Source organism: Mycolicibacterium houstonense, assembly GCF_900078665.2.
GTDB lineage: Bacteria > Actinomycetota > Actinomycetes > Mycobacteriales > Mycobacteriaceae > Mycobacterium > Mycobacterium houstonense.
On record NZ_LT546207.1, the window covers coordinates 4,298,947 to 4,322,614 of the forward strand.

At 66.9% G+C, this 23,668-nt stretch carries 21 protein-coding genes and 4 pseudogenes; 7 read left to right on the top strand and 18 right to left on the bottom strand.

Translation table 11 applies throughout. The annotated features are described in order from the left end of the window. The 4 genes from BN4332_RS21535 to mftA all read right to left on the bottom strand — a co-directional run. A partial coding sequence (locus BN4332_RS21535; protein WP_200820431.1) for an alpha-hydroxy-acid oxidizing protein occupies positions 1-257 on the bottom strand: 257 nt, incomplete at its 3' end. A 4-nt stretch (positions 258-261) separates the two neighbouring features. Beyond that, positions 262-1,452, bottom strand: a complete 1,191-nt coding sequence (gene mftC, locus BN4332_RS21540) for a mycofactocin radical SAM maturase (RefSeq protein WP_066901461.1) — start codon at positions 1,450-1,452, stop codon at positions 262-264. After that, positions 1,449-1,763 (bottom strand): mycofactocin biosynthesis chaperone MftB, encoded by a 315-nt coding sequence (gene mftB / locus BN4332_RS21545; RefSeq protein ID WP_066901464.1) that lies wholly within the window; start codon positions 1,761-1,763, stop codon positions 1,449-1,451. Before mftB ends, mftC begins: the two co-directional genes overlap by 4 nt. A gap of 2 nt (positions 1,764-1,765) precedes the next feature. After that, positions 1,766-1,861: a mycofactocin precursor MftA gene (mftA, locus tag BN4332_RS21550; protein ID WP_003881928.1), complete on the bottom strand. Its 96-nt coding sequence runs from the start codon at positions 1,859-1,861 to the stop codon at positions 1,766-1,768. Positions 1,862-1,954: 93 nt separating this feature from the next. On the opposite strand from mftA, the pseudogene mftR reads away from it, so the two are divergent. Further along, positions 1,955-2,548: pseudogene (gene mftR, locus BN4332_RS21555) on the top strand (mycofactocin system transcriptional regulator MftR); the annotation flags it as partial. On the opposite strand, the gene mftE reads toward mftR, so the two are convergent. The 4 genes and pseudogenes from mftE to BN4332_RS21575 all read right to left on the bottom strand — a co-directional run. Further along, positions 2,433-3,227, bottom strand: a complete 795-nt coding sequence (gene mftE / locus BN4332_RS21560; RefSeq protein ID WP_435405168.1) for a mycofactocin biosynthesis peptidyl-dipeptidase MftE — start codon at positions 3,225-3,227, stop codon at positions 2,433-2,435. The pseudogene mftR and the gene mftE overlap by 116 nt on opposite strands. A 132-nt stretch (positions 3,228-3,359) precedes the next feature. Further along, the gene (mftD, locus tag BN4332_RS21565; RefSeq protein ID WP_066901469.1) at positions 3,360-4,550 is read right to left on the bottom strand and encodes a pre-mycofactocin synthase MftD; all 1,191 of its coding nucleotides are present in this window, start codon (positions 4,548-4,550) and stop codon (positions 3,360-3,362) included. A 4-nt stretch (positions 4,551-4,554) separates the two neighbouring features. Further along, positions 4,555-5,061, bottom strand: a pseudogene (locus tag BN4332_RS21570) (SPASM domain-containing protein); the annotation flags it as partial. Positions 5,062-5,066: 5 nt separating this feature from the next. Then, positions 5,067-5,618: pseudogene (locus BN4332_RS21575) on the bottom strand (phytanoyl-CoA dioxygenase family protein); the annotation flags it as partial. Positions 5,619-5,712: 94 nt separating this feature from the next. Between BN4332_RS21575 and BN4332_RS21580 the strand changes: the two are divergent. Both BN4332_RS21580 and BN4332_RS21585 read left to right on the top strand, forming a co-directional pair. Further along, positions 5,713-6,240 carry an RNA polymerase sigma factor gene (locus BN4332_RS21580; RefSeq protein ID WP_066901471.1) on the top strand — a complete coding sequence of 176 codons (528 nt, stop codon included), beginning with the start codon at positions 5,713-5,715 and terminating at the stop codon, positions 6,238-6,240. Next, positions 6,237-7,520: a VOC family protein gene (locus BN4332_RS21585; protein ID WP_066901473.1), complete on the top strand. Its 1,284-nt coding sequence runs from the start codon at positions 6,237-6,239 to the stop codon at positions 7,518-7,520. The genes BN4332_RS21580 and BN4332_RS21585 overlap by 4 nt, the downstream gene beginning before the upstream one ends. Before the next feature lie 62 nt (positions 7,521-7,582). Here the strand turns inward: BN4332_RS21585 and BN4332_RS21590 are convergent, their stop codons facing one another. Both BN4332_RS21590 and BN4332_RS21595 read right to left on the bottom strand, forming a co-directional pair. Beyond that, on the bottom strand, positions 7,583-8,770 hold the full coding sequence (locus tag BN4332_RS21590) for an FAD-dependent oxidoreductase (protein ID WP_066901475.1): 1,188 nt from the start codon (positions 8,768-8,770) through the stop codon (positions 7,583-7,585). An 82-nt stretch (positions 8,771-8,852) separates the two neighbouring features. Continuing rightward, positions 8,853-9,299 carry an Rv2324 family transcriptional regulator gene (locus BN4332_RS21595; RefSeq protein WP_066901521.1) on the bottom strand — a complete coding sequence of 149 codons (447 nt, stop codon included), beginning with the start codon at positions 9,297-9,299 and terminating at the stop codon, positions 8,853-8,855. A gap of 134 nt (positions 9,300-9,433) precedes the next feature. On the opposite strand from BN4332_RS21595, the gene ddaH reads away from it, so the two are divergent. From ddaH to BN4332_RS21615, 4 genes are read left to right on the top strand one after another with little or no spacing between them, the layout of a single operon-like run. Then, positions 9,434-10,273, top strand: a complete 840-nt coding sequence (gene ddaH / locus BN4332_RS21600) for a dimethylargininase (protein ID WP_235654295.1) — start codon at positions 9,434-9,436, stop codon at positions 10,271-10,273. Then, positions 10,270-11,520 carry an ornithine--oxo-acid transaminase gene (rocD, locus tag BN4332_RS21605; RefSeq protein WP_066901479.1) on the top strand — a complete coding sequence of 417 codons (1,251 nt, stop codon included), beginning with the start codon at positions 10,270-10,272 and terminating at the stop codon, positions 11,518-11,520. The genes ddaH and rocD overlap by 4 nt, the downstream gene beginning before the upstream one ends. A gap of 27 nt (positions 11,521-11,547) precedes the next feature. Further along, positions 11,548-13,056 (top strand): amino acid permease, encoded by a 1,509-nt coding sequence (locus BN4332_RS21610; protein WP_066901481.1) that lies wholly within the window; start codon positions 11,548-11,550, stop codon positions 13,054-13,056. After that, positions 13,053-13,934 (top strand): universal stress protein, encoded by an 882-nt coding sequence (locus BN4332_RS21615; protein ID WP_066901483.1) that lies wholly within the window; start codon positions 13,053-13,055, stop codon positions 13,932-13,934. The genes BN4332_RS21610 and BN4332_RS21615 overlap by 4 nt, the downstream gene beginning before the upstream one ends. Positions 13,935-13,945: 11 nt before the next feature. Here the strand turns inward: BN4332_RS21615 and BN4332_RS21620 are convergent, their stop codons facing one another. The 8 genes and pseudogenes from BN4332_RS21620 to fusA all read right to left on the bottom strand — a co-directional run bounded on the left by BN4332_RS21620 (position 13,946) and on the right by fusA (position 23,605). Continuing rightward, entirely contained in the window at positions 13,946-14,800 is an 855-nt protein-coding gene (locus BN4332_RS21620; RefSeq protein ID WP_066901484.1) for a mycofactocin-coupled SDR family oxidoreductase, read from the bottom strand. A 65-nt stretch (positions 14,801-14,865) separates the two neighbouring features. Next, entirely contained in the window at positions 14,866-16,113 is a 1,248-nt protein-coding gene (locus BN4332_RS21625) for an arginine deiminase (protein WP_066901523.1), read from the bottom strand. 25 nt (positions 16,114-16,138) lie between these two features. Next, positions 16,139-17,593 (bottom strand): basic amino acid/polyamine antiporter, encoded by a 1,455-nt coding sequence (locus tag BN4332_RS21630; protein WP_066901486.1) that lies wholly within the window; start codon positions 17,591-17,593, stop codon positions 16,139-16,141. Between the two features lie 139 nt (positions 17,594-17,732). Further along, a pseudogene (locus BN4332_RS21635) lies at positions 17,733-18,420 on the bottom strand (SHOCT domain-containing protein). 56 nt (positions 18,421-18,476) lie between these two features. Further along, entirely contained in the window at positions 18,477-19,262 is a 786-nt protein-coding gene (locus tag BN4332_RS21640) for a cutinase family protein (RefSeq protein ID WP_235654167.1), read from the bottom strand. A 156-nt stretch (positions 19,263-19,418) separates the two neighbouring features. After that, positions 19,419-19,967, bottom strand: coding sequence for a hypothetical protein (locus tag BN4332_RS21645; RefSeq protein WP_160110906.1), 549 nt, complete (start codon positions 19,965-19,967; stop codon positions 19,419-19,421). Positions 19,968-20,228: 261 nt separating this feature from the next. Next, the gene (tuf, locus tag BN4332_RS21655; protein WP_066901494.1) at positions 20,229-21,419 is read right to left on the bottom strand and encodes an elongation factor Tu; all 1,191 of its coding nucleotides are present in this window, start codon (positions 21,417-21,419) and stop codon (positions 20,229-20,231) included. An 83-nt stretch (positions 21,420-21,502) separates the two neighbouring features. After that, a complete protein-coding gene (gene fusA, locus BN4332_RS21660) occupies positions 21,503-23,605 on the bottom strand; it encodes an elongation factor G (RefSeq protein WP_066901496.1) in 2,103 nt (700 codons plus the stop codon). Positions 23,606-23,668 lie beyond the last annotated feature (63 nt).

Below are 23,668 nucleotides of genomic sequence, written 5' to 3' on the forward strand. Positions count from 1 at the left end.
GCCTGCACACCGGTCGGCGAGATGATGACCGGCATCGAAATGTCTTGGCCCATCACCGTTGTGGCCATCTCACGCTTCTCGGTGGCGCCGACGACGTGCGGGGCGAAGCCGAGCTCGGAGAAGGCCTGGACATTGTCGGAGACCGTCACGCCCTTCTCGCTGGCAGAGATCAGCGAAGAGTAGGCCGACTTGGGCAGCCGCTTCTTCGCCCGTTCCTGGGCGATGGCGACGGTCTCGAACCAGGTATCGCGTGCCATGGAGTTACACCGGACTTTCGTTACAGAAGCGGGCAGGCGGCTTGGTGAGCAACTTGAGCGCCACCGGTCCCTGTTTGGTGCCGCGGGAGTGATCACCACTGGGCTTGGGCTTGATGCGTTCCTTGGCCAGGGCCGGCTCGCCCCATCCTTCGACGCACTCCGGGTCCGGCCCGTCCATCGGCAGACCGGTGAAGAACTTGGCCGCCATGCAGCCGCCCCGGCAGGCGTCGTAGTGCCCGCACCCGCTGCAGGCACCGGCCGACTGGGGCTCACGCAGCTCGCGGAACAGCGTGGAGTTCTGCCAGACGTTCTGGAAGCCAGCCCCAAAACCAGTGTCTTCCAGGATGTTTCCGGCCAGGAACTTGTCGTGGATGGCGAACGGGCAGGCGTATACGTCGCCGACCGGGTCGATCAGGCACACCACCCGGCCGGCACCGCACAGGTTCAGCCCGGCCAACGCGCCGGGCTCGCCCAGGCCCGAGAGGTGGAAGAACGAGTCACCGGTCAGCACCCGCTCACCGTGGGACACCAGCCAGTTGTACAGCTGCCGCTGCTGGTCGGCGGTCGGATGCAGCTCGTCCCAGACGTCGGCACCACGGCCCGACGGGCGCAACCGGGTGATCCGCAGCGTGGCCCCGTACCGATCGGCCAGCGCCTTGAACTCATCGAGCTGGTCGACGTTGTGGCGGGTCACCACCACCGAGATCTTCGCATCGGAAAAGCCCGCGGCGGCAAGGTTTTCCAGCGCCCGCACGGCCATGTCGAAGGAGCCCTTGCCGCGCACGGCGTCGTTGACCTCGGCATTGGCGCCGTCCAGGGAGATCTGCACGTCGACGTAGTCGCTGGCGGCCAGCTTGGCGGCCACCTCGGGCGTGATGCGCACCCCGTTGGTGGAGAACTTGACCCCGACATGGTGCTCGGTCGCGTAATCGACCAGCTCCCAAAAGTCCGGGCGCACAGTGGGTTCGCCGCCGCCGATGTTCACGTAGAACACCTGCATGCGTTCCAGCTCGTCGATGATGTCCTTGCACTGCTGCGTGGACAACTCGCGCGGATCACGCTTGCCCGACGAGGACAGGCAGTGCACGCACGCCAGGTTGCAGGCGTAGGTGAGCTCCCAGGTCAGGCAGATCGGGGCGTCGAGCCCGCGCTCGAACTGGTCGACGAGCCTTGGGACGGGGGCAACAGAAGTCATTGTGGATTCCCGGGGATGAGCATCTTCGAGGACACCAGCACGCTCAACGCATGCAGGTACGGGCCTTGGTCGGAGTCGGCAATCCCGGCCGCGCGGCACGCGGACCGGGCGTCGGGGTGATCAGCCAGGGAGTTGACCACCTCGACGACCGTCCGGTTCTTCAGAAACGACAGCTTGCGGGTTCCGAAGTGATACAGCAGGGCACCGAACGGCTCCGGCCGCACCGCCACCTGGTGGTGCAGCCGCCAGCTGGCATCCGGGTCGAAGACGGCGCCAGCGCGCCCGCCCGTATCGGCGACCTGTGTGGACACCGTCAGTAAACCCCGCACATACCGTCGATCGAGACCTCTTCGACGAGCGTCTCGGTGACGAGCTGGGTTTCGGTTTCGGCCTGCGGGTTCTGATCCATGAATCGCACCTTTCTTCCAACTGTGGGTCTCGACAATTGTGACCTGAGTCGCAAGAATATGGCATCGAGTGCACAAATGGAAGGGCGGGTTTCATGCGACAGGCATCCGGGCCCCGCGTCGGTCGGCGCCCGTCCACCACGCAGGACCACATCACCGAAGTGGCCCTGGGGCTCTTCGCCGCACGCGGGTTCGACGAGGTCAGCGTCGACGACGTGGCCAAGGCGGCCGGGATCGCCCGGCGCACCCTGTTCCGCTACTACGCGTCGAAGAACGCCATCCCCTGGGGCGACTTCGACGCCCATCTTGAGCACCTTCGCGAGTTGCTCAGCACGGTGAGTACCGAGATTCCCCTGGCCGACGCGTTGCGCGATGCGCTGCTGTCGTTCAACACCTACGACGCGCAAGAGATGGCCCAGCACCGCCAGCGCATGCGCGTGATCCTGGGAACCGCTGAGCTGCAGGCCTACTCGATGACCATGTATGCCGGCTGGCGCGAGGTCATCGCCACCTACGTGGCACAGCGGACCGGCGCCCACCCCGGCGACCTGATGCCGCAGACCGTCGGATGGCTCATGCTCGGCGTCGCACTGTCGGCCTATGAGCACTGGCTCGGCGACGAGTCCGCGTCGCTGACCGGCTCCATCGCGCAAGCCTTCGAGCTGGCGCGCCCTGGCCTTGAGGCCTTAGCCGCGCGGTAGCCCGTCCCATGCCGCGGCCAGCGCCGCCGGGCCGNTCACCGAGCACCCCGAGCTCGCTGACTGCAGCAACCCCACCCCGCCGCATCGCCGGCATCAGCTCAGCCAGCGGGGCGGTGTTCCCCGGACTCCGTTCGTCGGCCCAGACATCGCCGGGCGAAATATGTAGCAATACAGATGTTTCGGTGTGACCCGCGTGCGCATCGGCATCCGCGGCGATGCACGGCACCCAGCCTGCGTCGCGTCCCTCCTGGCGCAACAGGGTCACCGCGGCCACCAACGCCTGCACGTTCCCACCGTGGCCATTGACGAAAACCAGGCGCGACGCCCAGCTCGACGCGGACCGCCCGTACTCCACCAGCAACAACCGCAAGGCGTCGGTACCGATCGACACCGTGCCCGGAAACCCCTCGTGCTCGCCGCTGGCGCCGTAGCAGACCGGCGGCGCGACCACCCAGTCACCGGCAGTCTCACCGTCGACCCGCTCGCGTGCCGCGTGGGCGACGGCGGTGGCGATGCGGGTGTCGGTGTCCAAGGGCAGGTGCGGGCCATGCTGCTCGGTAGAGCCCACAGGGATGATCAACATTGGCGACATGCTGCGTAGCTGCCTCGACGTTGAGTTCCCGAGCCCGCTGGGGAAAGCCACGTGCCGATGGTAGGCCGAATTCACCTACTGTGCGCCAATTGTTGGAGCACGAGCAGCAATTGATTTCCCTTAGCTTTCCGGACACCTGCCGTCAGCATCACGTACGTCTCACCTGCCACCCCCGTCACGCTGCATCTCAAGGTGACGGTCAGCCCGTCAGGCGTCGGACCGCGGTACGCCGAGCGTGCGGGTGAAGCCCTCGGGGATGAGGATGTCCTCGGGTGTCAAGTCGTGGATCGAGGACTTCGCCAACCCGCGCAGCGCCGAGTCGATACCTCCGCTGAGGATGTCCAGCACGTTCTCCACACCCGCCTGACCGTTGGCCGCCAGGCCCCACAGGTAGGCCCGGCCGATCATCACGGCCCGCGCGCCGAGCGCCACGGCCTTGACGACATCGCTGCCCCGGCGGATGCCGCCGTCCAGCAAAACCTCCACCTGATCGCCGACGGCCTCGGCGATGGCAGGCAGGCAACGGATCGCGGCGGGAGTGCCGTCCAGGTTGTTCCCTCCGTGATTGGACACGGTGATCGCCGAAACGCCTGCATCAACAGCGCGTTTGGCGTCATCGACACGGACCATGCCCTTCAGCAGGAACGGGCCGCCCCACTGCTCACGCAGCCACGCGATGTCCTCCCAGGTGGGCGGCGGGGTCCCCATCCACTGCCCGTAGGCCTCGAAGAACGTCGGGCCGGGCTCCCCGCGCCTGCCCTGGTTGGGCACCCGCAGGTCCGGCGGCCGCAGGTGCTTGCCGAAGCTCCACAGCCAGCGCGGCTTGGTGAGCACCTCCGGAGACATCCGCAGCATCGTGCGCAGATCCATTCGCTCCGGGATCTTCGGGCTACCCCAGTCACGGCCGTGGCTGAAGCTCCAGTCGGTGGTCGCGATCAACCCGACGGCGCCCGCGTCCTTGGCGCGCTGCACGCGCTCGGCGATCTCGTCACGGGACCCGAGCCAGTAGATCTGGAAGAAGATCTTGTCGTTGACGGCGGTGACTTCCTCCATCGGCTTGCTGGCGAACGAGGACAGCCCCATCGCGGTGCCGCGCGCCGCGGCGGCCCGGGCCACCGCCACCTCGCCGTCCGGATCGACCGCCTGCACACCGGTCGGCGAGATGATGACCGGCATCGAAATGTCTTGGCCCATCACCGTTGTGGCCATCTCACGCTTCTCGGTGGCGCCGACGACGTGCGGGGCGAAGCCGAGCTCGGAGAAGGCCTGGACATTGTCGGAGACCGTCACGCCCTTCTCGCTGGCAGAGATCAGCGAAGAGTAGGCCGACTTGGGCAGCCGCTTCTTCGCCCGTTCCTGGGCGATGGCGACGGTCTCGAACCAGGTATCGCGTGCCATGGAGTTACACCGGACTTTCGTTACAGAAGCGGGCAGGCGGCTTGGTGAGCAACTTGAGCGCCACCGGTCCCTGTTTGGTGCCGCGGGAGTGATCACCACTGGGCTTGGGCTTGATGCGTTCCTTGGCCAGGGCCGGCTCGCCCCATCCTTCGACGCACTCCGGGTCCGGCCCGTCCATCGGCAGACCGGTGAAGAACTTGGCCGCCATGCAGCCGCCCCGGCAGGCGTCGTAGTGCCCGCACCCGCTGCAGGCACCGGCCGACTGGGGCTCACGCAGCTCGCGGAACAGCGTGGAGTTCTGCCAGACGTTCTGGAAGCCAGCCCCAAAACCAGTGTCTTCCAGGATGTTTCCGGCCAGGAACTTGTCGTGGATGGCGAACGGGCAGGCGTATACGTCGCCGACCGGGTCGATCAGGCACACCACCCGGCCGGCACCGCACAGGTTCAGCCCGGCCAACGCGCCGGGCTCGCCCAGGCCCGAGAGGTGGAAGAACGAGTCACCGGTCAGCACCCNGGGCGGTCGCGGCTGGCCCCGTCCACCAACGCACCCGATTCGATGAAGTCCACCGGATCCGGCCCGAGCACCCCGGCGACGTCGCGGTGTGACCCGACCCGGATCCGGGTGGGGGCATCGGCGAAACCGATCTCCGACAGCAGGGTCAGCACCAGAACGGTGTGCGGGCGTCCGGTTACCGCCCAATCGCCGCCCGGGAGCGGGGTGTTGAGGTCGATGTGCCAGCCTCGGTCCTCGGCGGGCGGGTCGACCGGGAAGCGCACCGGGATGTTGCCCAAGGCGCCGCGCGGCAGCCACCCTCCGGCACCGCAGATCGCATCGAGGGCATCGGTGAGCGCCGTGTTGCCCACCAGCGGCCGGAACGGGCCTTGACCGGTCAGATCGGCCGTCCACACCACCGGCTCGGCCCACGAGCCCGGCTCGTGCGCGGACAGCCCGATCTGGGACCAGAGCAGATCCCTGGCCGCATCGGCGATTTCGTCCGGGACGGCCTGCTCGATCTTGACAAAGCCGTCCCGCACAAATGCGTCGACATCCACCACGCCAACCACCATGGCGCACCCCGGCTGAGCGACGCCAATGGTTTTTCGCCGAAAATTCTTCGCGCAAGCCCGTCGGAGTTTCGGGCCGGACGGCGACGATAAGAGTGTGAGCGCCGAAACTGACGCTCCGCGGTTGCTGATGAGGTGCTACGACCAGGCCCTGCCAGTGGTGTACGGCTACTTCGTACGACGCTGCGGTGACCGCGGAACCGCCGAGGACCTGACGTCGGAGACGTTCCTGGCCGCGATGGACGCGGCCCGCAGACCGTCGCCGCCGTCGATCACGGTGCCCTGGCTGATCGGGGTGGCCCGGCACAAGCTGGCCGACCATTACCGCAGGCGGCACGACCGGTTCACCGTGCCGGTGGCCGAGCTGCCCGAGCCGGTGGATCCTGCCGACGACTGGGATGCCGAACTGGATCGCATTGTCGCCGAGTCGGTTTTGGCGCGGCTGCCCGAACACCACCGCACCGTGCTGGCACTGCGCTACCTGGACGACTGCTCGGTGCCCGAGTGCGCCGAGTTGATCGGCCGCACCGTGCACGCCACCGAGGCCCTGCTGGTCCGGGCACGCCGCGCGTTCAGATCCGAGTATCCCGCCGAGAACCCCACACCGGAAGGAGGGACGTCGTGAACAACAGCCACGATCCGCTGACCGTGCTGACCGGCGCGGACCATCCGGTGTCCCCCGACCCGGGGTTCGCGGCCCGGCTGCGGGCCCGGCTGGAATCGGCGCTGACCCTCCCCGCCCATTCCGAAGGAGTTGACATGAGTGGAACCGACACTGCCATCGACGAACTGAACAACCCGGTCCCGGCCGCGCAGGTTCCCCCGCGCTCAGCGGCCATCGCGTACCTGGCCGTGCCCGACGCCCGCGCCGCGATCGCCTGGTACATCGATGCCCTGGGGGCGGTACAGGTCGGCGAGCCCATCGTGATGGACGATGGGCGCATCGGCCACGCCGAGCTCGAGCTCGCCGGCGGCGTGTTGTACCTGGCCGACGAGTATCCCGAGATGGGATTGAAAGCACCGGCACCGCAAGCGAACTCGGTGAGCCTGATGCTGAGCGTCCCCGACACCGACGCGACGCTGGAGCGGGCCCGCGCGCTGGGCGCACAGGTGCAACGCGAACCGTATGAGAACTACGGCACGCGCAACGCTGCGATCATCGACCCGTCGGGCCACCGCTGGATGCTGTCCGGGCCGGTGACCGGGGCCGCCGTGCCGATCCAGCACGGCGATGTCGGCTACGTCTCCGTCTGGGCCCCGGATGCCGAGCGGGCCGCGGCCTTCTACGGTCACGTGCTGGGCTGGACCTATGACCCCGTCACCCGGCAGGTGACCAACACCAGGCAGCGCATCGGCATCTTCGGCGTCCCCGGCCCGGCCAACCTGTTCTGCTGCTATGCGGTGACCGATCTGGACGGCGCCCGCCAGGCGATCCAGGCCGGTGGCGGCGAGCCCGGCCAGGCCCAGGAGTTCGATTTCGGCACCGTGCTGGACGCCACCGATCCGGCCGGAACTCCGTTCGCGGTGTTCGTGCCCGCACCGGGTACGCCACGGCCGGAGCTGAATGGTTCAGGGCCGGGCGAGCTTTCGTACCTCACCTACGAAGTCGCCGACTCCACCGCATTCAAGGCGTTCTACAGCCGAGTGTTGTTCTGGACCTTCGAGCCCGGCCGGATCGACGACGGCTGGGGTGTGCAGGGCAGTCAGCCGATGTCGGGTGTGGCCGGCGGTGCCGCGCGGACCGCCACGGTGCCGATGTGGACGGTCACCGACATCGACGCCGCGGTCGCCCGGGTCATCGAGGCCGGCGGCACCGTGCTGCAACAGCCGTCACGCCAGGATTACGGATTGATGGCCGAGTGCACCGACGACCAGGGCGGCCGGTTCTACCTCGGCCAGTTCTAGCGCGATTTGTGCACCTGCCGTAACGCCTGGCGTTACGGCAGGTGCACAAATCGCAGGGAAGGTCAGCCCAGGATGTCGGAGATGGGGGCACCCGCGGCGATCTTGCCTCGGGCCTTCATCACCTTGCCCGGCATGCCGCCGCCCACCACGCCCACCAGCACGCCGTCGCGTTCGTAGTAGGCCAGGAACTTGCGGCCGTCGTCCTCGACCACGTGCACGACGTCGTCGGCCTCGGGCTCACCCAGGCACTGGATCTTGACGTCGTACTGATCGCTCCAGAAGTACGGCACCGACACCACGGGCGAGGCCTCCCGGCCAAGCAACGCCGGCACCATGGCCCGGGCCTGGTCGGCGACATTGCTCCAATGTTCCACGCGCGCTTGGCCTCCCACGTGATCTCGCCACGAAGCGACGTCGCCGATGGCCCACACGTTGGGAGCGCTGGCGCGGCCGAGATCGTCGCACACCACGCCGTTGTCGAGCTCGATCCCGCTGCCCTCGAGCCAGTCGACGGCGGGATGGGAGCCGATGCCGACCACCACCAGATCGGCTTCGAGCTCGGTGCCGTCACCCAGCACGACGCCTTCCACCTTGTCGGTGCCGCGCACCTCGTTGACGCCGACCCCGCAGCGCACATCCACACCCTCGGCCTGGTGCAGCCGGGTCACCAGGGCCCCGATCTGCTCGCCCAGCACGGAGGCCAGCGGCGTCGGCTGCGGTTCTACGAGCACCACCTCGACACCCAGCTTGCGCAGGCTGGCGGCCACCTCGCAGCCGATGAAGCCGGCGCCCACCACCACCGCACGCCGGGCATTGCCGGCGTGCTCACGCAGGGCCATGCTCTCGTCGTAGGACCGCAACACGTGGATCCCGGCCAGATCGCCGAAGGACCGGATGCGCTTGGGCACCAGGCCGGTGGCGATGATGAGCTCGTCGTATGCGACATCGCTGCCGTCGGCCAGCTTCAGCGACTTTGCGGCGGTGTCGACCGACTGCGCCGCGGAGCCGAGCCGCAGCGTGATGTCGTTCTCGGCGTAGAACTCGGCCGGCTTGAGCGTGACGTCGTCGGTCTCGGCGCGCAGCACTTCCTTGGACAGCGGCGGCCGGTCGTAGGGCAGATGGTCCTCGTCGCTGACGATCGTGATGGGCCCGGCGTACTCCGATCGGCGCAGCTGCTCGGCCGTCCGGGCCGCGGCCAGGCCGCCACCGACGATGACGATGCCCGCCACTGATCCCGTTGAAGTAGTCACGTGGGGTTTTTACACGATCGCCGCCGGACGTTGTGCGCCACCCTACGTTTGCGCAGGCCGCCGGCTCACATCACACCTCCCGTCACGACCGGCCGCGATCGATGACGTTGGTCAGCACCACGATGCTCTCGCTGCGCTCGATTCGAGCCGTCGAACGGATCCGCTCCAGCGCCTCCTCGAGGTGGCGCATGTCGCGCGCCAGCACGTGCAGGATGGCGTCGGCGGTGCCGGTCACCGTTGCCGCACTGACCACTTCGGGGATGTCGATCCAGGCCGCGCGCAACTGGTCCGGGGCGATCGTGCCCTGACAGAACACCTGCACATACGCCTCGGTGCGCCAACCGAGAACGTTGCGGTCGATCACCGTGGTGAAACCCCGGATCACGCCGTCGGCGACCATGCGGTCCACCCGGCGCTTGACCGCGGGCGCCGACAGATTCACCTGCTGCCCGATCTCGGCGAACGTCGCCCGGGCATTCTCGGTCAGTTCGGCCAAAATCCGCTCATCGGTGGCGTCCAGCCGCTCCACATCGCCCTCCACGCAACAAAAAACCGCGAACTCGAACTTCATGCAATATATCGCTGGATATCGCGCAACAAGAAGCGATTGATTGCGTCAACACTCCTTCATATCGTCGATCCATGACGATTTCCGAGGAAGTCATGCCCGACGCTGCGCCCGAAACCACGACCACGCCCATCCGGACCGCGACACTGCGCCACTACGCCATGACCGCACCGGAGTACTTCACCGTCGAATACGCCATCAACCCGTGGATGGACACCTCCACCCCGGTGGACACCGAGCTCGCGCTCCAGCAGTGGGACACGTTGCGCCGGGTCTACGCCGATCTCGGTCACCGCGTCGAACTGGTGACGCCGCGCCAGGGACTGCCCGACATGGTGTACGCCGCCAACGGTGGCTTCCTGGCCGGGGACATCGCCGTGGTGGCCCGCTTCGCATACCCGCAGCGGGCAGCCGAGGCCGACGCCTACGCCGAATGGATGGACAGCCGCGGCTACCGCACGGTGCGCACCGAGCACCTCAACGAGGGCCAGGGCGATCTGTTGCTCGTCGGGCGAACACTGTTGGCGGGTTATGGTTTTCGCACCGACCGCCGCGCCCACGACGAGATCTCGGCCGTGACCGGGCTGGCGGTGACCAGCCTGGAACTCGTCGACCCGCGCTTCTATCACCTCGACACCGCGCTGGCCGTGCTCGACGACACGACCATCGCCTACTATCCCCCGGCCTTCAGCGACGACGCCCGCCGCCGCCTCGCCGAACTGTTCAGTGACGCCATCGAAGTCGGCTCGGCCGACGCGTACGTCCTCGGCCTGAACGTGGTGTCCGACGGCAGGCACGTGGTGATGCCCTCGGCCGCCACCGGATTCGCCGGCCAACTGGGCCGGGCCGGGTTCGAACCGATCGGCGTCGACCTGTCCGAACTCCTCAAAGGCGGAGGATCCGTCAAATGCTGCACGCTGGAGCTACCTCGATGACCATGCTGGACAGTGTGGAGAGCCAGGCCACTCCGGACTCCGCGACCGCAGCGGCGATCGCGCTCGACGATCGCCATGTCGTCCACAACTACTCACCGCTGCCGGTGGTCGCGGCCCACGCCGAGGGCGCCTGGATCACCGACGTCAACGGCCGGCGCTACCTGGACTGCCTGGCCGCCTATTCGGCGGTCAACTTCGGCCACCGGCATCCCGAGATCATCGCCACCGCGCACGCCCAGCTCGACCGGCTCACGCTGGTGAGCCGCGCCTTTCACTCCGACCGGCTGGGACCGTTCGCCGCGGCCTTGGCCGAATTGTGCGGCAAGGACATGGTGCTGCCGATGAACAGCGGCGCCGAGGCCGTGGAGAGCGGCATCAAGGTGGCCCGCAAGTGGGCCGCCGACGTCAAGGGCGTGTCGGCCGGAGAGTCCAATATCGTGGTGGCACACAACAACTTCCACGGCCGCACCACCACCATCATCAGCTTCTCCGACGACGAGACCGCGCGCCGCGGCTTCGGCCCGTACACCCCCGGCTTCCGTTCGGTGCCCTTCGGGGATCACCGGGCCGTGGCCGACGCGATCGACGCGAACACCGCAGCGGTGCTGATCGAACCGATCCAGGGCGAGGCCGGCATCATCGTCCCGCCCGCCGAATACCTGCCCCGGGTCCGCGAAATCTGCTCCGGGAACAACGTGCTGATGATCGCCGACGAGATCCAGTCCGGCCTGGCTCGCACCGGGCGGACCTTCGCGTGTGACCACTGGGGCGTGATTCCCGACGTCTATCTGCTCGGCAAGGCTCTCGGCGGCGGCGTGGTGCCGCTGTCGGCGGTGGTCGCCGACCGCGACGTGCTCGGGGTGCTCCATCCCGGCGAGCACGGCTCCACCTTCGGCGGCAACCCGCTGGCCGCAGCCATCGGCACGACCGTGGTGGGAATGCTGAAACGCGGCGAATTCCAATACCGCTCAACCGAGCTCGGGAACCACCTGCACGAGCGCCTCACCGGCCTGATCGGTCAGGGGGTGCAGGCGGTGCGCGGGATGGGCCTGTGGGCCGGGGTGGACATCGACCCGGCGTTGGGCTCCGGCAAGCAGTTAAGCCTCGCGCTGGCCGAGAGGGGCGTGCTGGTCAAGGACACTCACGGTTCGACGCTGCGGTTCGCTCCGCCCCTGGTGGTGACGGCCGACGAGCTCGACTGGGCCATTGACCGATTCACCGACGCTCTGGCCGAGGCCCGCCGATAATCGGTTGATCGGCAGCAAGGAGGCTCCATGTCCGCCCCAGCCAACAGCCTGACCGGCCAGATGTTGCGACGACGACCGGTCATGGGAGCTCCGGTCGCTCACGGTGCGTCCGATCACCTCCGACGAAGTATCGGCACGTTCCAGCTGACCCTGTTCGGCGTCGGCGCGACCGTCGGCACCGGCATCTTCCTCGTGTTGCAGGAAGCCGTGCCCGAGGCCGGTCCCGCCGTGCTCGTGTCGTTCGTCCTGGCCGGCATCGCCGCCGGGCTGTCGGCCCTGTGCTATGCGGAAATGGCCTCTGCGGTCCCGGTTTCGGGCTCCACCTATTCCTACGCCTACACCACGATGGGCGAATTCGTGGCGATGGGCGTCGCCGCGTGTCTCCTGTTGGAGTACGGCGTCTCCATGTCCGCGACGGCAGTCGGATGGAGCGGCTACCTCAACAAGCTGCTGGAGAATCTATTCGGCTGGCGGTTGCCGCACGCGCTGTCCACGGCGCCATGGGGCGAGAACCCCGGCATCGTCAACCTGCCGGCCATGGTCCTCATCATCATGTGCGCACTCCTGCTGATCCGCGGGGCCAGCGAGTCCGCGGCGGTCAACACCGTGATGGTGATCCTCAAACTGTGCGTGCTCGGCCTGTTCGTCGCCGTCGCGTTCACCGCGTTCAACACCGACCATTTCGCCGGCTTCTGGGACAAGGGTTTCGGCGGCATCACCCTCGCCGCGAGTTCCATCTTCTTCACCTTCATCGGGCTGGACGCGGTCTCGACGGCCGGCGACGAGGTCAAGAACCCGCAGAAGACCATGCCGCGGGCGATCATCGGCGCCTTGGTCGTCGTCACCGGCGTCTACCTGCTCGTGGCATTCGCCGGGCTGGGCGCCCAGCCCGCCGAACAGTTCGGATCCGAGGCGCAGGCCGAGGCCGGGCTGTCGGTGATGCTCACCAACATCCTGCACGGCCAGACCTGGGCCAGCACCATTCTGGCTGTGGGAGCGGTGATTTCGATCTTCTCAGTGACCCTGGTGGTGATGTACGGGCAGACCAGGATCCTGTTCGCGATGGGCCGCGACGGACTGCTGCCGCCGATGTTCGCCAAGGTCAACCCGCGCAGCATGACCCCGGTGAACAACACCATCGTCGTCGCGGCGGTCACCGGAACGCTGGCCGGCTTCGTACCGCTGGACTACCTGTGGGACCTGGTGTCGATCGGAACCCTGGTGGCGTTCATCGTGGTATCGATCGGGGTGATCATCCTGCGGGTGCGCGAGCCGAATCTGCCGCGCGCCTTCAAGGTTCCCGGCTATCCGGTGACGCCGATCCTGTCGGTGGTCGCGTGCCTGATGGTGCTGTACGGTCTGCCCGCGATCACCTGGCTGTGGTTCAGCCTGTGGGTCGCGCTGGTGCTGGCGTTCTACCTGTTGTGGAGCCGACATCACAGCGCGCTCAACGACGGTGGCGACGGCTACATCCCCGGCGCCGCGGCAGGCGAGGATGACGTGATGACGACGCCGGGTGCCGGGGAAACCCGATGACCGTCGTCGTCGGATATCTGGCAGGCAAGGGCGGCGCATCGGCGCTGCACCTCGCGGTCGGCGCGGCCCGCACGCTCAACACGTCACTTGCGGTGGCCACCGTCGTCCCACGGCCGTGGATGACCCCGTCACCGGCGCGCGTCGACGCCGAATATGCCGAGTACGCCGCGCAATTGGCGGCCTCCTCAGCTGAACAGGCCCGCCAGCATGTGTCCGCTCTCGATGCCCGCCTGGACGTCAGCTTCCACAAGTTCGCCCACCGCTCGGTGTCCGGCGGCCTGCTGGAGGCCGTGGCCACCCTCGACGCCGAGGTGCTGGTGCTCGGATCGGCAGCCGACGGGCAGCTGGGCCAGGTGGTCGTCGGCTCGACCGCCGACCGGCTGCTGCACTCCTGCCCGGTGCCGCTGGCGATCAGCCCGCGCGGCTACCGGCGTCCGAAATCCGAAGCGCTGGCACGCATCACGTGTGCCTACCCCGGCTCGCCAGAGGCCGTCTCGGTGGTCGAGCAGGTGGCCGAACTAAGCCAGCGGCTGGAAACCCCCATGCGCGTGATGACATTCGCGGTGCGGGGACGCAACATGTACCCGCCTACCGTCGGCCTGCACGCCGAGGACTCGATCCTGCAGGAGTGGGCGAAACAGGCCCAGCAGGCGCTGACCCGGTTGAAGGACACCAAGGTGATCGGCGACGACGTCGACCTGCAGGTGGTCACCGGCAACGACTGGCGCGACGCGCTCGACGCCACCGACTGGCTCGAGGGCGAGATCCTCGCGATCGGCACGTCACCCGGAGGCGCGGTGGCCCGCGTGTTCCTGGGTTCGCACGGATCAAAGATCCTGCGGCACAGCCCGGTTCCGGTGCTCGTCCTCCCGGGCTGACCGCCTCCGATTCAGTACTTGAGCACGCCGCGATCGACGGCGATCTGGCTGCCCGACAGGGTGGCCGAGCCGTCACCGGCCAGCCAGGCCACCACGTCGGCGACCTCCTCGGGCGCCATGAACGCCGCAAGTCCCTCGTTCTTGCCGTCGGTCACCTTGTGATACGGCATCGGGGCGAAGCTGTGCAGGAAGCTCGGGAACTTGCCGAAGATCTCGGCCATCGCCTCCGGTTCGATCATCGGGGTGTCGATCGAGTACGGATGGATCGAGTTGACCCGGATGCCGTACTCGCCCACCTCGAGAGCCAGCGTGTTGGTCAGCGCCACCAGGCCGTGCTTGGACGCCGCATAGTGGCCGTTGCCGGGGGTGGCTTTCACCCCGGCCGACGAGCTGACGATGATGATCGACCCGCCGTTGCCTGCCTCGATCATCGCCGGCACCGCGGCCCGGATGGTGCGCCAGGTGCCGTTGAGGTTCACGTCGATGACGGTGTCGAACTGCTCAGGGCTGAGCTCCCACAACCGCCCCCAGCTCAGTACGCCGGCGTTGGCCACCACGATGTCGAGCCGGCCGAACTGCTCGACGCCCTCGGCGACCACCTGTTGCTGGGCGGCCAGATCACGGATATCGATCTCGCGCGCGAGCACCTTGCGGCCCGCGGCCTCGACCCCGGCGACCGTCTCGGCCAGCTCCTCGGACGTCGCGGCCGGATAGGTGATGGTGTCGTCGACCGGCTTGCACACGTCGATGGCGATGATGTCCGCGCCGTCGTTGGCCAACCGCAGCGCGTGGGCGCGCCCCTGACCGCGTGCGGCGCCGGTGACGAATGCCACCCGGCCTTCCAGTGGTGCGTTGCCTGTCGCCATCCCAGGGTCCTTTCGGTGAGTCTGGGCACAGGCTAACAGCAGAAGTAGAACGTGTTCCTGGACTCTTACCACTCAATGGGATCGCGGATGATCGGGCAGGTCATGCAGTGCCCACCGCCACGGCCGCGACCCAGCTCGGCGCCGACGATCGTGATCACCTCTACGCCCGCCTTGCGCAGCAGCGAGTTGGTGTGGGTGTTGCGGTCGTAGGCGAACACCACCCCGGGCTCCACGGCGACGAGGTTGTTGCCGCTGTCCCACTGCTGCCGTTCCGAGTCGTACTTGGTGCCGCCGGTTTCGACCACCCGCAGCCGGCCCAACCCCAGTTCTGCGGCCACCACCTCGATGAACGGTTTGGTGGGCTCCTCGACCTCCACCCCCGGCGCCGCGTCGCTGGGACGCAGCACGAACGTCTGGATCGAGTCGACGATCTCGGGGTAGACGGTGACCACGTCCCGGTCGGCGAACGTGAACACCGTGTCCAGGTGCATGGCCGAACGCAGCTTCGGCATGCCCGCCACCACGATCGTCTCGGCGGCACCGGCGGCGAACAGTTTCGCGGCGACCTGGGTGATGGCCTGGCGCGACGTGCGTTCACTCATGCCGATCAGTACCACCCCGTTGCCGGGCACCAGCACGTCGCCACCTTCGAAGGTCGCCAGCCCCCACCCCTGCTCCGGATCGCCCCACCACACCGTCGAACCCACGTAGTCGGGATGGAACTGATAGATCGCCTTCATCAGCAACGTCTCGTCGTGGCGCGCCGGCCAGAACAGCGGATTGAGTGTGAGCCCGCCGTAGATCCAGCAGGTGGTGTCACGGGTGTAGAGCGTGTTGGGCAGCGGCGGCATCAGATACTCGGTCACCCCGGCCTCTTCCCGCGCCAGAGCCCGGTAACCCGAACGGATCTCGGCGGGTAGATCCCGCACCGACAATCCGCCGATGAGGAACTCGGTGAGCCGCCGGCTGACCAGAGAGTCCAGAAACGCGCGGGTGTCATCGACCAGGCCGAGCCCCACCTCGTTGGCCACGATCTTGCGATCCAGCAGCCACGCCTTGGCCTCGGGGATGTCCATCGTCTCCGTGAGCAGGTTGTGCAGCTCGACGACCTCCACCCCGCGGTCGCGCAACTTGTCCATGAAGTCGAAGTGGTCGCGGCGCGCGTTCTGCACCCACAGCACGTCGTCGAACAACAGGTCGTCGCAGTTGGTGGGCGTGAGCCGTTCGTGGGCCAGCCCGGGCGAACAGACCAGCACCTTGCGCAGCTTCCCGACCTCGGAGTGCACGCCGTACGTGGCGGACGGATTCGACATCATCTTCCCTTCCCGAGGTGAGGCACTAGATCTGGATCTGTCCGGTGACCAGGCCGACGATTCCGGCCACCGCACCGAGCAGGATGACCACGAACAACACCGCCTCGGCCGGCGTGAACACGCGCAGCGCGCGCTCGCGGCGCGCCATCACGTACAGCACGGCGCCCGCGGCGTAGAGAATGCAGGACAGCAGCAGGTGATCGAAACCGGCTGCGTACACGAGAAACAGCGTGTAGACGGTGGCCAGGCCCGCCACCACCCCGTCGGAGAGCGGCGGTCGGCGATCTCCATAGCTCTCGCGGGTGAGGACCAGCTTGAGCGCGTAGCCGGCGGCCAGGAAATAGGGAATCAGGGCGAGCGCCGCGGTGAGGTCCAGCATGAAGTCGAGCGCCTCGGAGGTGAACAGCAGCAGGATGAGCAGCAGCTGCACCAGCCCGCCGGCCATCACCAGGGCGGTCACCGGCGCATCGTGGCTGTTGGTGCGGGCCAGGAAACGCGGCATGTCCTCGGATTTGGCCGGGATATAGAGAATCTCGGCGGCCATCAGCGTCCAGGCCAGGTACGCCCCCAAGACCGAGAGCACCACGCCGACCTTGATGAACACCGAACCCCACGGGCCGACAATCGATTCGAGCACCGAGGCCATGGATGGCTGGTTGACGGTGGCGAGTTCGGACTGCGGCAGCACACCGTAGGACACCAGGGTGACCAGCGCGAAAACCGCGAGCACGGACAGGAATCCGAACACGGTCGCCCGGCCCACGTCCTCCCGCTTCTTGGCGTAACGCGAGTACACACTGGCGCCTTCGATGCCCATGAACACGAACACCGTGATCAGCATGGTGCCCTTGGCCTGTTCGAACACCGAAGCCGGCGAACCGCCTTCGGGCTTCCACCCGCCCCAGAGGTTGTCGGCGAACACACCGGCTTTGAAGGCGACGATCGCGATCACGATGAACACCAGGATCGGAACGACCTTGGCAACGGTGGCGATTCGGTTGATGATCGCTGCTTCCTTGACTCCGCGCAGGATCAGGTAGCAGAACAGCCACACGCCCACCGAGGAGATCAGCACCGCGAGCACGGTGCTGCCGTCGCCCAAGTCGGGAAACAGCGCACCGGCGGTGGCCATGATGAGCACCCAGTACGACGTGTTGCCCGCACACGCCGAGGCCCAGAAGCCGAATGCCGAGTTGAAGCCGACGTAGTCACCGAAGCCGGCCTTGGCATAGGCGAAAATGCCCGCATCCAGATCGGGCTTTCGGGTAGCCAGGCGCTGGAACACGAACGCCAGCATCAGCATTCCCGTACCGGCGATGGTCCAGGCGATGATCGCGCCCAGCACGCCGGACTCCGCACCGAACCGACGCGGCAGCAGGAAAACCCCCGAGCCGATCATCGATCCGACCACCATCGCGGTCAGGGTCGGCAGGCTAACCTTCTCGCTCGCCGCTTCTGTCTTCGGTTCAGCCGTGGTCATATGTCGTCTTTCGCAGAGCGCTGGACGGTGCCGTGACGATCGTGAATCCGCTTGTAACCATAGAACATACTCAGCAACTGGCTGGTGAACTTGAGCGACGCAACTGCCGAATGCGTCAATCGGGTTGATCCAGAACGGATCAGAGTTCGGCGATGATCTGCTGCCGCTTGGTCGCGTATTCGTCTTCGGTGACGGCGCCCGTCGCACGCAGGGTTTCGAGTTCCTGCAGGCGCTGCGCGGTCGACGGTTCCGGGGGCGCCATGAACGGGGCCGCCGGCGCAGCCGNGTGGCCCGGATTGACCGGTGAGGTCGTAGGTCGTGTTGTCCTCGGCGATGGTGAACGTAGCCGGCATCAGACCGCTGACCAGACTGCTTCTCTCCCAGTCGATCCGGTAGTCGTTGGTGGTCGGATCCACCAACGCGACCAGCTTGCGGTTGGTGATCATGGGTAGGCGCGAGACCGAGGCCAGCACCCGGTCCTGACTGGCGAACGGCGCGAACCCAGGTCCCGAGATCTGCAGGTCCAGCTTCACCAACGGCTGTTCGTTGATGCGGGTATTGGTCTCATGTATGCCGGTGACCTGGGCCAACCCCAGCACACCGACCTGCTCGAGCCGCTCCTTCTGCGCCGCCGACTTCGAGCCGGCGGCGGTGAGCGCCAGCGCGATCAAGACATCGACCGCGGTGACCAGCAGACCGGTCCAGAACATCCACTTCATCATCGGGTCGGAGCCGCTGAAGAAATAGATGGCCAGGAAGATCGGGCCGACGATGCCGCACAGCAACACGAAAGCCTGGATGCGCACGTACCGCCAGAATGTGGACATCACACGCTCCCGTCGTCGGCTGGGCGCAATCAGAGTAACGCCAGAAGCCGCCCTGGTCAGGAGTGAACGACACCTTCGGTCGGCACCACTTGTTGCTGCTGCATCGGCGCCGAGGCCACCAACCGGTACAGCGGCCACGTCCAGCCGAACCCGCCACTGCTCGACCGCGCGTAGCTGGTGTGCACGGCGATGGCCTGGGCCGTCACCTCTTCGGCGTCGGGATCGTAATCACAGACCGCGTCGCCACGATCGCACACACTGATGGTGCGGCTGCCGACCGAGACCGGCAGCGGGCCCGGCGCGTGGGCCAGGATCGGCCAGTCCTGCGCGACGCCCTTGCCCGCGCCGCGCACCGCGGTGGCGGTGCCCAGGTTGATGGTCGGGTCCGTCGGCAGCCGGTCGCCGTCGGCGATCAACAGCGCGGCGGCCAGGTTCGGGCTGGCCGACAACGCGGCCAGGTTGCGGTGGACCACCATCGCGCCCTGCGAGTACCCGGCCAGCACGACCTTCGATGCCGGGCACTGCTGGGTGAATGCCGCGTACTGGTTCCCCAGGGCGGCCACCCCGGCGTCGACACTGCTCATGAAGCCGCCCCAGCCCAACAGGTCGCCGTCCTCGGGCACCGGAGCGGCCGGGTAGACCACCGCATCCGCGGTCATGGTCCGCCCATCCTGCTGAACCCATCCGGAGAAGTCGCGCAGCGAGTTGTAGACCACCCGGCCCATGCCGGCGTCGGCTGTCGGGTCGTCACGCTCCCCGGAACCGGCGACACCGATCCAGTGCACGTCCGGACATGCCGGACTGGCCTGTGCGGAGCCTGTTGTCAGTCCGACCGCGGCCATGCCGGCAATCGCGGCTGCTGAAGCCAGCGCCCATATCCGTCGCACCATGTTCGTCCCCAACCCGTGTAGCTCGTCTATGCAAGAAAGATCGGCTCAGCTATCACAGGCGTTACATCGCGTATCACGATGCTCGTCACACACCCCGAAAAGGGCACGTCAGAACGGAAGGCCGACCGCCCGGGTGATGCTCGGCAGCTTGGTGAGCGGGTTGTCGAGCGAGGGTGGCGGAGGCAGCGGCGGCGGGGGCGGCAGCTTCGAGAAGTCGAAGGACGGCGGGGGCGGGAGCTTCGAGAAATCGAACGCCGGGGGCGGCGGCAGCTTCGAAAAGTCGAATGCCGGGGGCGGTGGCAGGGCCGCGCCCGCGGCCGGGGCCAGCATCAGCGCGGACAGGCCCTCCGGGGCCGGGAATCCGATGTTCTGGTTGCCGTTGGTCGAGGCCATGATGACGGCGCCGAGGAAGTTCAGCGCACCGCCGCCGATCCCGCCTGCGGCACCCGAGATCGCGGACGCCACGGTGTTCGCGGTGTCCTGCGAGTTCACCGCCGGGGCAATCAATTGCGCCCAGGGCGGGTTGATCGAGGCGGCGTCGAACTGCGGCCAGGACACCGTGGGCAGCTCGGCCGGCGCCGAGGGCAACGTCGGAAGTGCCGGCGCGGGCTGGCTGACAAGGCCGGAGCTCGGGCTGGTGCCGCTGGTGGCCGGCAACAGCGAACCAGTGCGATTGGGGGGCTTCGGCGACNCGGATCCGTTCGGCGAGCGGCGCCGACGCCGGAATCGGTTCTGTCACATCAACGTCCATCTGTAGCTCGCCCCGTAACCATCAATGGACCCGACCGTTGCAGATTCAACGACGTCGCCCCCAGCCAAACTATCACCCGCGGGCCCGACATGCGCAGGTCCGTCGTCACGCAAAAACCCCCGGAATCGCAAGGATTCCGGGGGTTCTCGCAGTGCTGGATCAGATCATCACTTAATGATCTTGGTGACCCGGCCGGCGCCGACGGTACGGCCGCCCTCGCGGATCGCGAAGCGCAGGCCCTCGTCCATGGCGACGGGCTGGATCAGCTTGACGGAGATGTCGGTGTTGTCACCGGGCATCACCATCTCGGTGCCCTCGGGCAGGGTCACCACGCCGGTCACGTCCGTGGTACGGAAGTAGAACTGCGGACGGTAGTTGTTGAAGAACGGCGTGTGGCGGCCACCCTCGTCCTTGGACAGGATGTAGACGCTGCCCTCGAACTCGGTGTGCGGGGTGGTGGTGCCGGGCTTGACCACAACCTGGCCACGCTCGACGTCCTCGCGCTTGATGCCACGAACCAGCAGACCGACGTTGTCACCGGCCTGGCCCTGGTCGAGCAGCTTGCGGAACATTTCCACACCGGTGACGGTGGTCTTGGTCGTGGTCGGGCGGATGCCGACGATCTCGACCTCTTCGTTGACGTTGATCACGCCACGCTCGACGCGACCGGTCACCACGGTGCCACGACCGGTGATGGTGAAGACGTCCTCGACGGGCATCAGGAACGGCTTGTCGGTCTCGCGAACCGGATCCGGGATGGACTCGTCGACGGCCTCCATGAGGTCCTCGACGGACTTGACCCACTTCGGGTCACCCTCGAGCGCCTTCAGCGCGGAGACCCGGATGACCGGGGCGTCCTCGTCGAAGTCCTGGGCGGCCAGCAGCTCGCGGACCTCCATCTCGACGAGCTCGATGAGCTCCTCGTCGTCCACGGCGTCCGACTTGTTCAGCGCCACCAGGATGTAGGGCACACCCACCTGGCGGGCCAGCAGCACGTGCTCGCGAGTCTGCGGCATCGGGCCGTCGGTGGCCGCGACCACCAGGATCGCGCCGTCCATCTGGGCGGCACCGGTGATCATGTTCTTGATGTAGTCGGCGTGACCGGGGGCGTCCACGTGGGCGTAGTGCCGCTTGTCGGTCTGGTACTCCACGTGGGAGATGTTGATCGTGATGCCGCGCTGACGCTCTTCAGGCGCGTTGTCGATCTGGTCGAATGCACGCGATTCGTTCAAATCGGGGTACTTGTCGTGCAGAACCTTGGTGATTGCTGCGGTCAGCGTGGTCTTGCCGTGGTCAACGTGACCGATGGTCCCGATGTTGACGTGCGGCTTCGTCCGCTCGAACTTCGCCTTCGCCACTTCTGTGTCCTCCTGGACTTGTTGGTGCTTGTTACAGCAGGTTTTGGATTTTCAGTTGTGGTCCCGAAGGACGACAGGCCAGATTACTGACCGGTCGCCTTCGCGATGATCTCCTTCGACACGTTCGCCGGAACTTCGGCGTACGAGTCGAACACCATGGAGTAGTTCGCCCGGCCCTGGGTCTTCGACCGAAGGTCGCCGACGTAGCCGAACATCTCCGACAGCGGCACCTGCGCCTTGACGACACGCGCACCACTGCGCTCCTCCATGGCCTGGATCTGACCACGGCGGGAGTTCAGGTCGCCGATCACGTCGCCCATGTAGTCCTCGGGCGTAGTGACCTCGACAGCCATGATGGGCTCCAGGATGACCGGCTGGGCCGCCTGCGCGGCCTTCTTCAGCACCTGGGAACCCGCCACCTTGAACGCCATTTCCGAGGAGTCGACCTCGTGGTAGGCGCCGTCGAGCAGCGTCACCTTCAGGTTCACCAGCGGGTAGCCGGCGAGCACGCCGTACTGCATGGCGTCCTGCGCACCGGCATCCACCGACGGGATGTACTCGCGCGGGATGCGGCCACCGGTGACCTTGTTCTCGAACTCGTAGGTGGCACCGTCCTCGCCGACGAACGGCTCGAGGTCGATGAGCACCTTCGCGAACTGTCCGGATCCACCCGTCTGCTTCTTGTGGGTGAATTCGACCTTCTCCACCTTGCGGCGGATGGTCTCGCGGTAGGCCACCTGCGGCTTGCCGACGTTGGCCTCGACCTTGAACTCGCGGCGCATGCGATCCACCAGGATGTCCAGGTGCAGCTCGCCCATACCGCCGATGACGGTCTGGCCGGTCTCCTGATCCAGGTGCACCTTGAAGGTCGGATCCTCTTCGGCGAGCTTCTGGATCGCGGTGCCCAGCTTCTCCTGGTCGCTCTTGGTCTTGGGCTCGATGGCCACCTCGATCACCGGATCGGGGAAGGTCATCGACTCCAGCACGACCTGCTGGTTCGCGTCGCACAGGGTGTCACCGGTGGTGGTGTCCTTCAGACCGATCACGGCGTAGATGTGACCGGCGGAGGCCGACTCGACCGGGTTCTCCTTGTTGGCGTGCATCTGGAACAGCTTGCCCAGCCGCTCCTTCTTGCCCTTGGTGGCGTTGACGACCTGCGCACCGGACTCGACCTTGCCCGAGTACACGCGGACGTAGGTCAGCTTGCCGAAGAACGGGTGCACGGCGATCTTGAAGGCCAGCGCGGCGAACGGCTCGTCGGTCGACGGCTTGCGCAGAACCTCTTCGTCCTCCTTGCCGGGGACGTGGCCCTTGACGGACTCGACGTCCAGCGGCGAGGGGAGGTAGTCGATCACGGCGTCCAGCATCGGCTGCACACCCTTGTTCTTGAACGCGCTGCCACACAGCACCGGGTAGAGCTCGCTGTTCACCGTGAGCTGGCGGATGGCGCCCTTGATCTCATCGATGGTGAGCTCTTCGCCGCCGAGGTACTTCTCCAGAAGCGCCTCATCGGTCTCGGCGACGGTATCCAGCAGCTCGCTGCGGTACTCGGCGGCCTTGTCGGCCAGCTCCGCCGGGATCTCGATGGTCTCGTAGCTCTCACCGAGCTTGGTCTCGCCACGCCACACCTTGGCGTTCATCTCGACCAGGTCGATGATGCCCTCGAAGTCGTTCTCGGCACCGATCGGCAGCTGGATCACCAGCGGCTTGGCGCCGAGGCGGTCCTTGATGGTCTGCACGGTGAAGTAGAAGTCCGCGCCGAGCTTGTCCATCTTGTTGACGAAGCAGATCCGCGGCACGTCGTACTTGTCGGCCTGGCGCCACACCTGCTCGGACTGCGGCTCGACACCTTCCTTACCGTCGAACACCGCGACGGCGCCGTCGAGGACGCGGAGCGAACGCTCCACCTCGACGGTGAAGTCGACGTGCCCGGGGGTGTCGATGATGTTGATCTGGTTGCCGTTCCAGAAGCAGGTCACGGCTGCGGAGGTGATGGTGATACCACGCTCCTGCTCCTGCTCCATCCAGTCGGTCGTGGAGGCACCGTCGTGCGTCTCACCGATCTTGTAGTTGACGCCGGTGTAATAGAGGATGCGCTCGGTCGTCGTCGTCTTGCCGGCGTCGATGTGCGCCATGATGCCGATGTTGCGGACCTTGTTCAGGTCAGTCAGCACGTCCTGTGCCACGGAAGTCTTCCCAACTCTTTCGCTTGCTTGATTAGGTGTTCGATTGCGCGCCCGTTGGCACCC

Excerpts from the sequence above, each read along its gene's own strand:
- BN4332_RS21630 (WP_066901486.1), bottom strand. The coding sequence starts at position 17,593 with ATGACCACGGCTGAACCGAAGACAGAAGCGGCGAGCGAGAAGGTTAGC.
- mftA (WP_003881928.1), bottom strand. The coding sequence starts at position 1,861 with ATGGATCAGAACCCGCAGGCCGAAACCGAAACCCAGCTCGTCACCGAG.
- ddaH (WP_235654295.1), top strand. The coding sequence starts at position 9,434 with ATGCCCGACGCTGCGCCCGAAACCACGACCACGCCCATCCGGACCGCG.
- BN4332_RS21640 (WP_235654167.1), bottom strand. The coding sequence starts at position 19,262 with ATGGCCGCGGTCGGACTGACAACAGGCTCCGCACAGGCCAGTCCGGCA.
- BN4332_RS21615 (WP_066901483.1), top strand. The coding sequence starts at position 13,053 with ATGACCGTCGTCGTCGGATATCTGGCAGGCAAGGGCGGCGCATCGGCG.
- mftD (WP_066901469.1), bottom strand. The coding sequence starts at position 4,550 with ATGGCACGCGATACCTGGTTCGAGACCGTCGCCATCGCCCAGGAACGG.
- rocD (WP_066901479.1), top strand. The coding sequence starts at position 10,270 with ATGACCATGCTGGACAGTGTGGAGAGCCAGGCCACTCCGGACTCCGCG.
- mftC (WP_066901461.1), bottom strand. The coding sequence starts at position 1,452 with ATGACTTCTGTTGCCCCCGTCCCAAGGCTCGTCGACCAGTTCGAGCGC.
- BN4332_RS21620 (WP_066901484.1), bottom strand. The coding sequence starts at position 14,800 with ATGGCGACAGGCAACGCACCACTGGAAGGCCGGGTGGCATTCGTCACC.
- BN4332_RS21625 (WP_066901523.1), bottom strand. The coding sequence starts at position 16,113 with ATGTCGAATCCGTCCGCCACGTACGGCGTGCACTCCGAGGTCGGGAAG.
- BN4332_RS21610 (WP_066901481.1), top strand. The coding sequence starts at position 11,548 with ATGTCCGCCCCAGCCAACAGCCTGACCGGCCAGATGTTGCGACGACGA.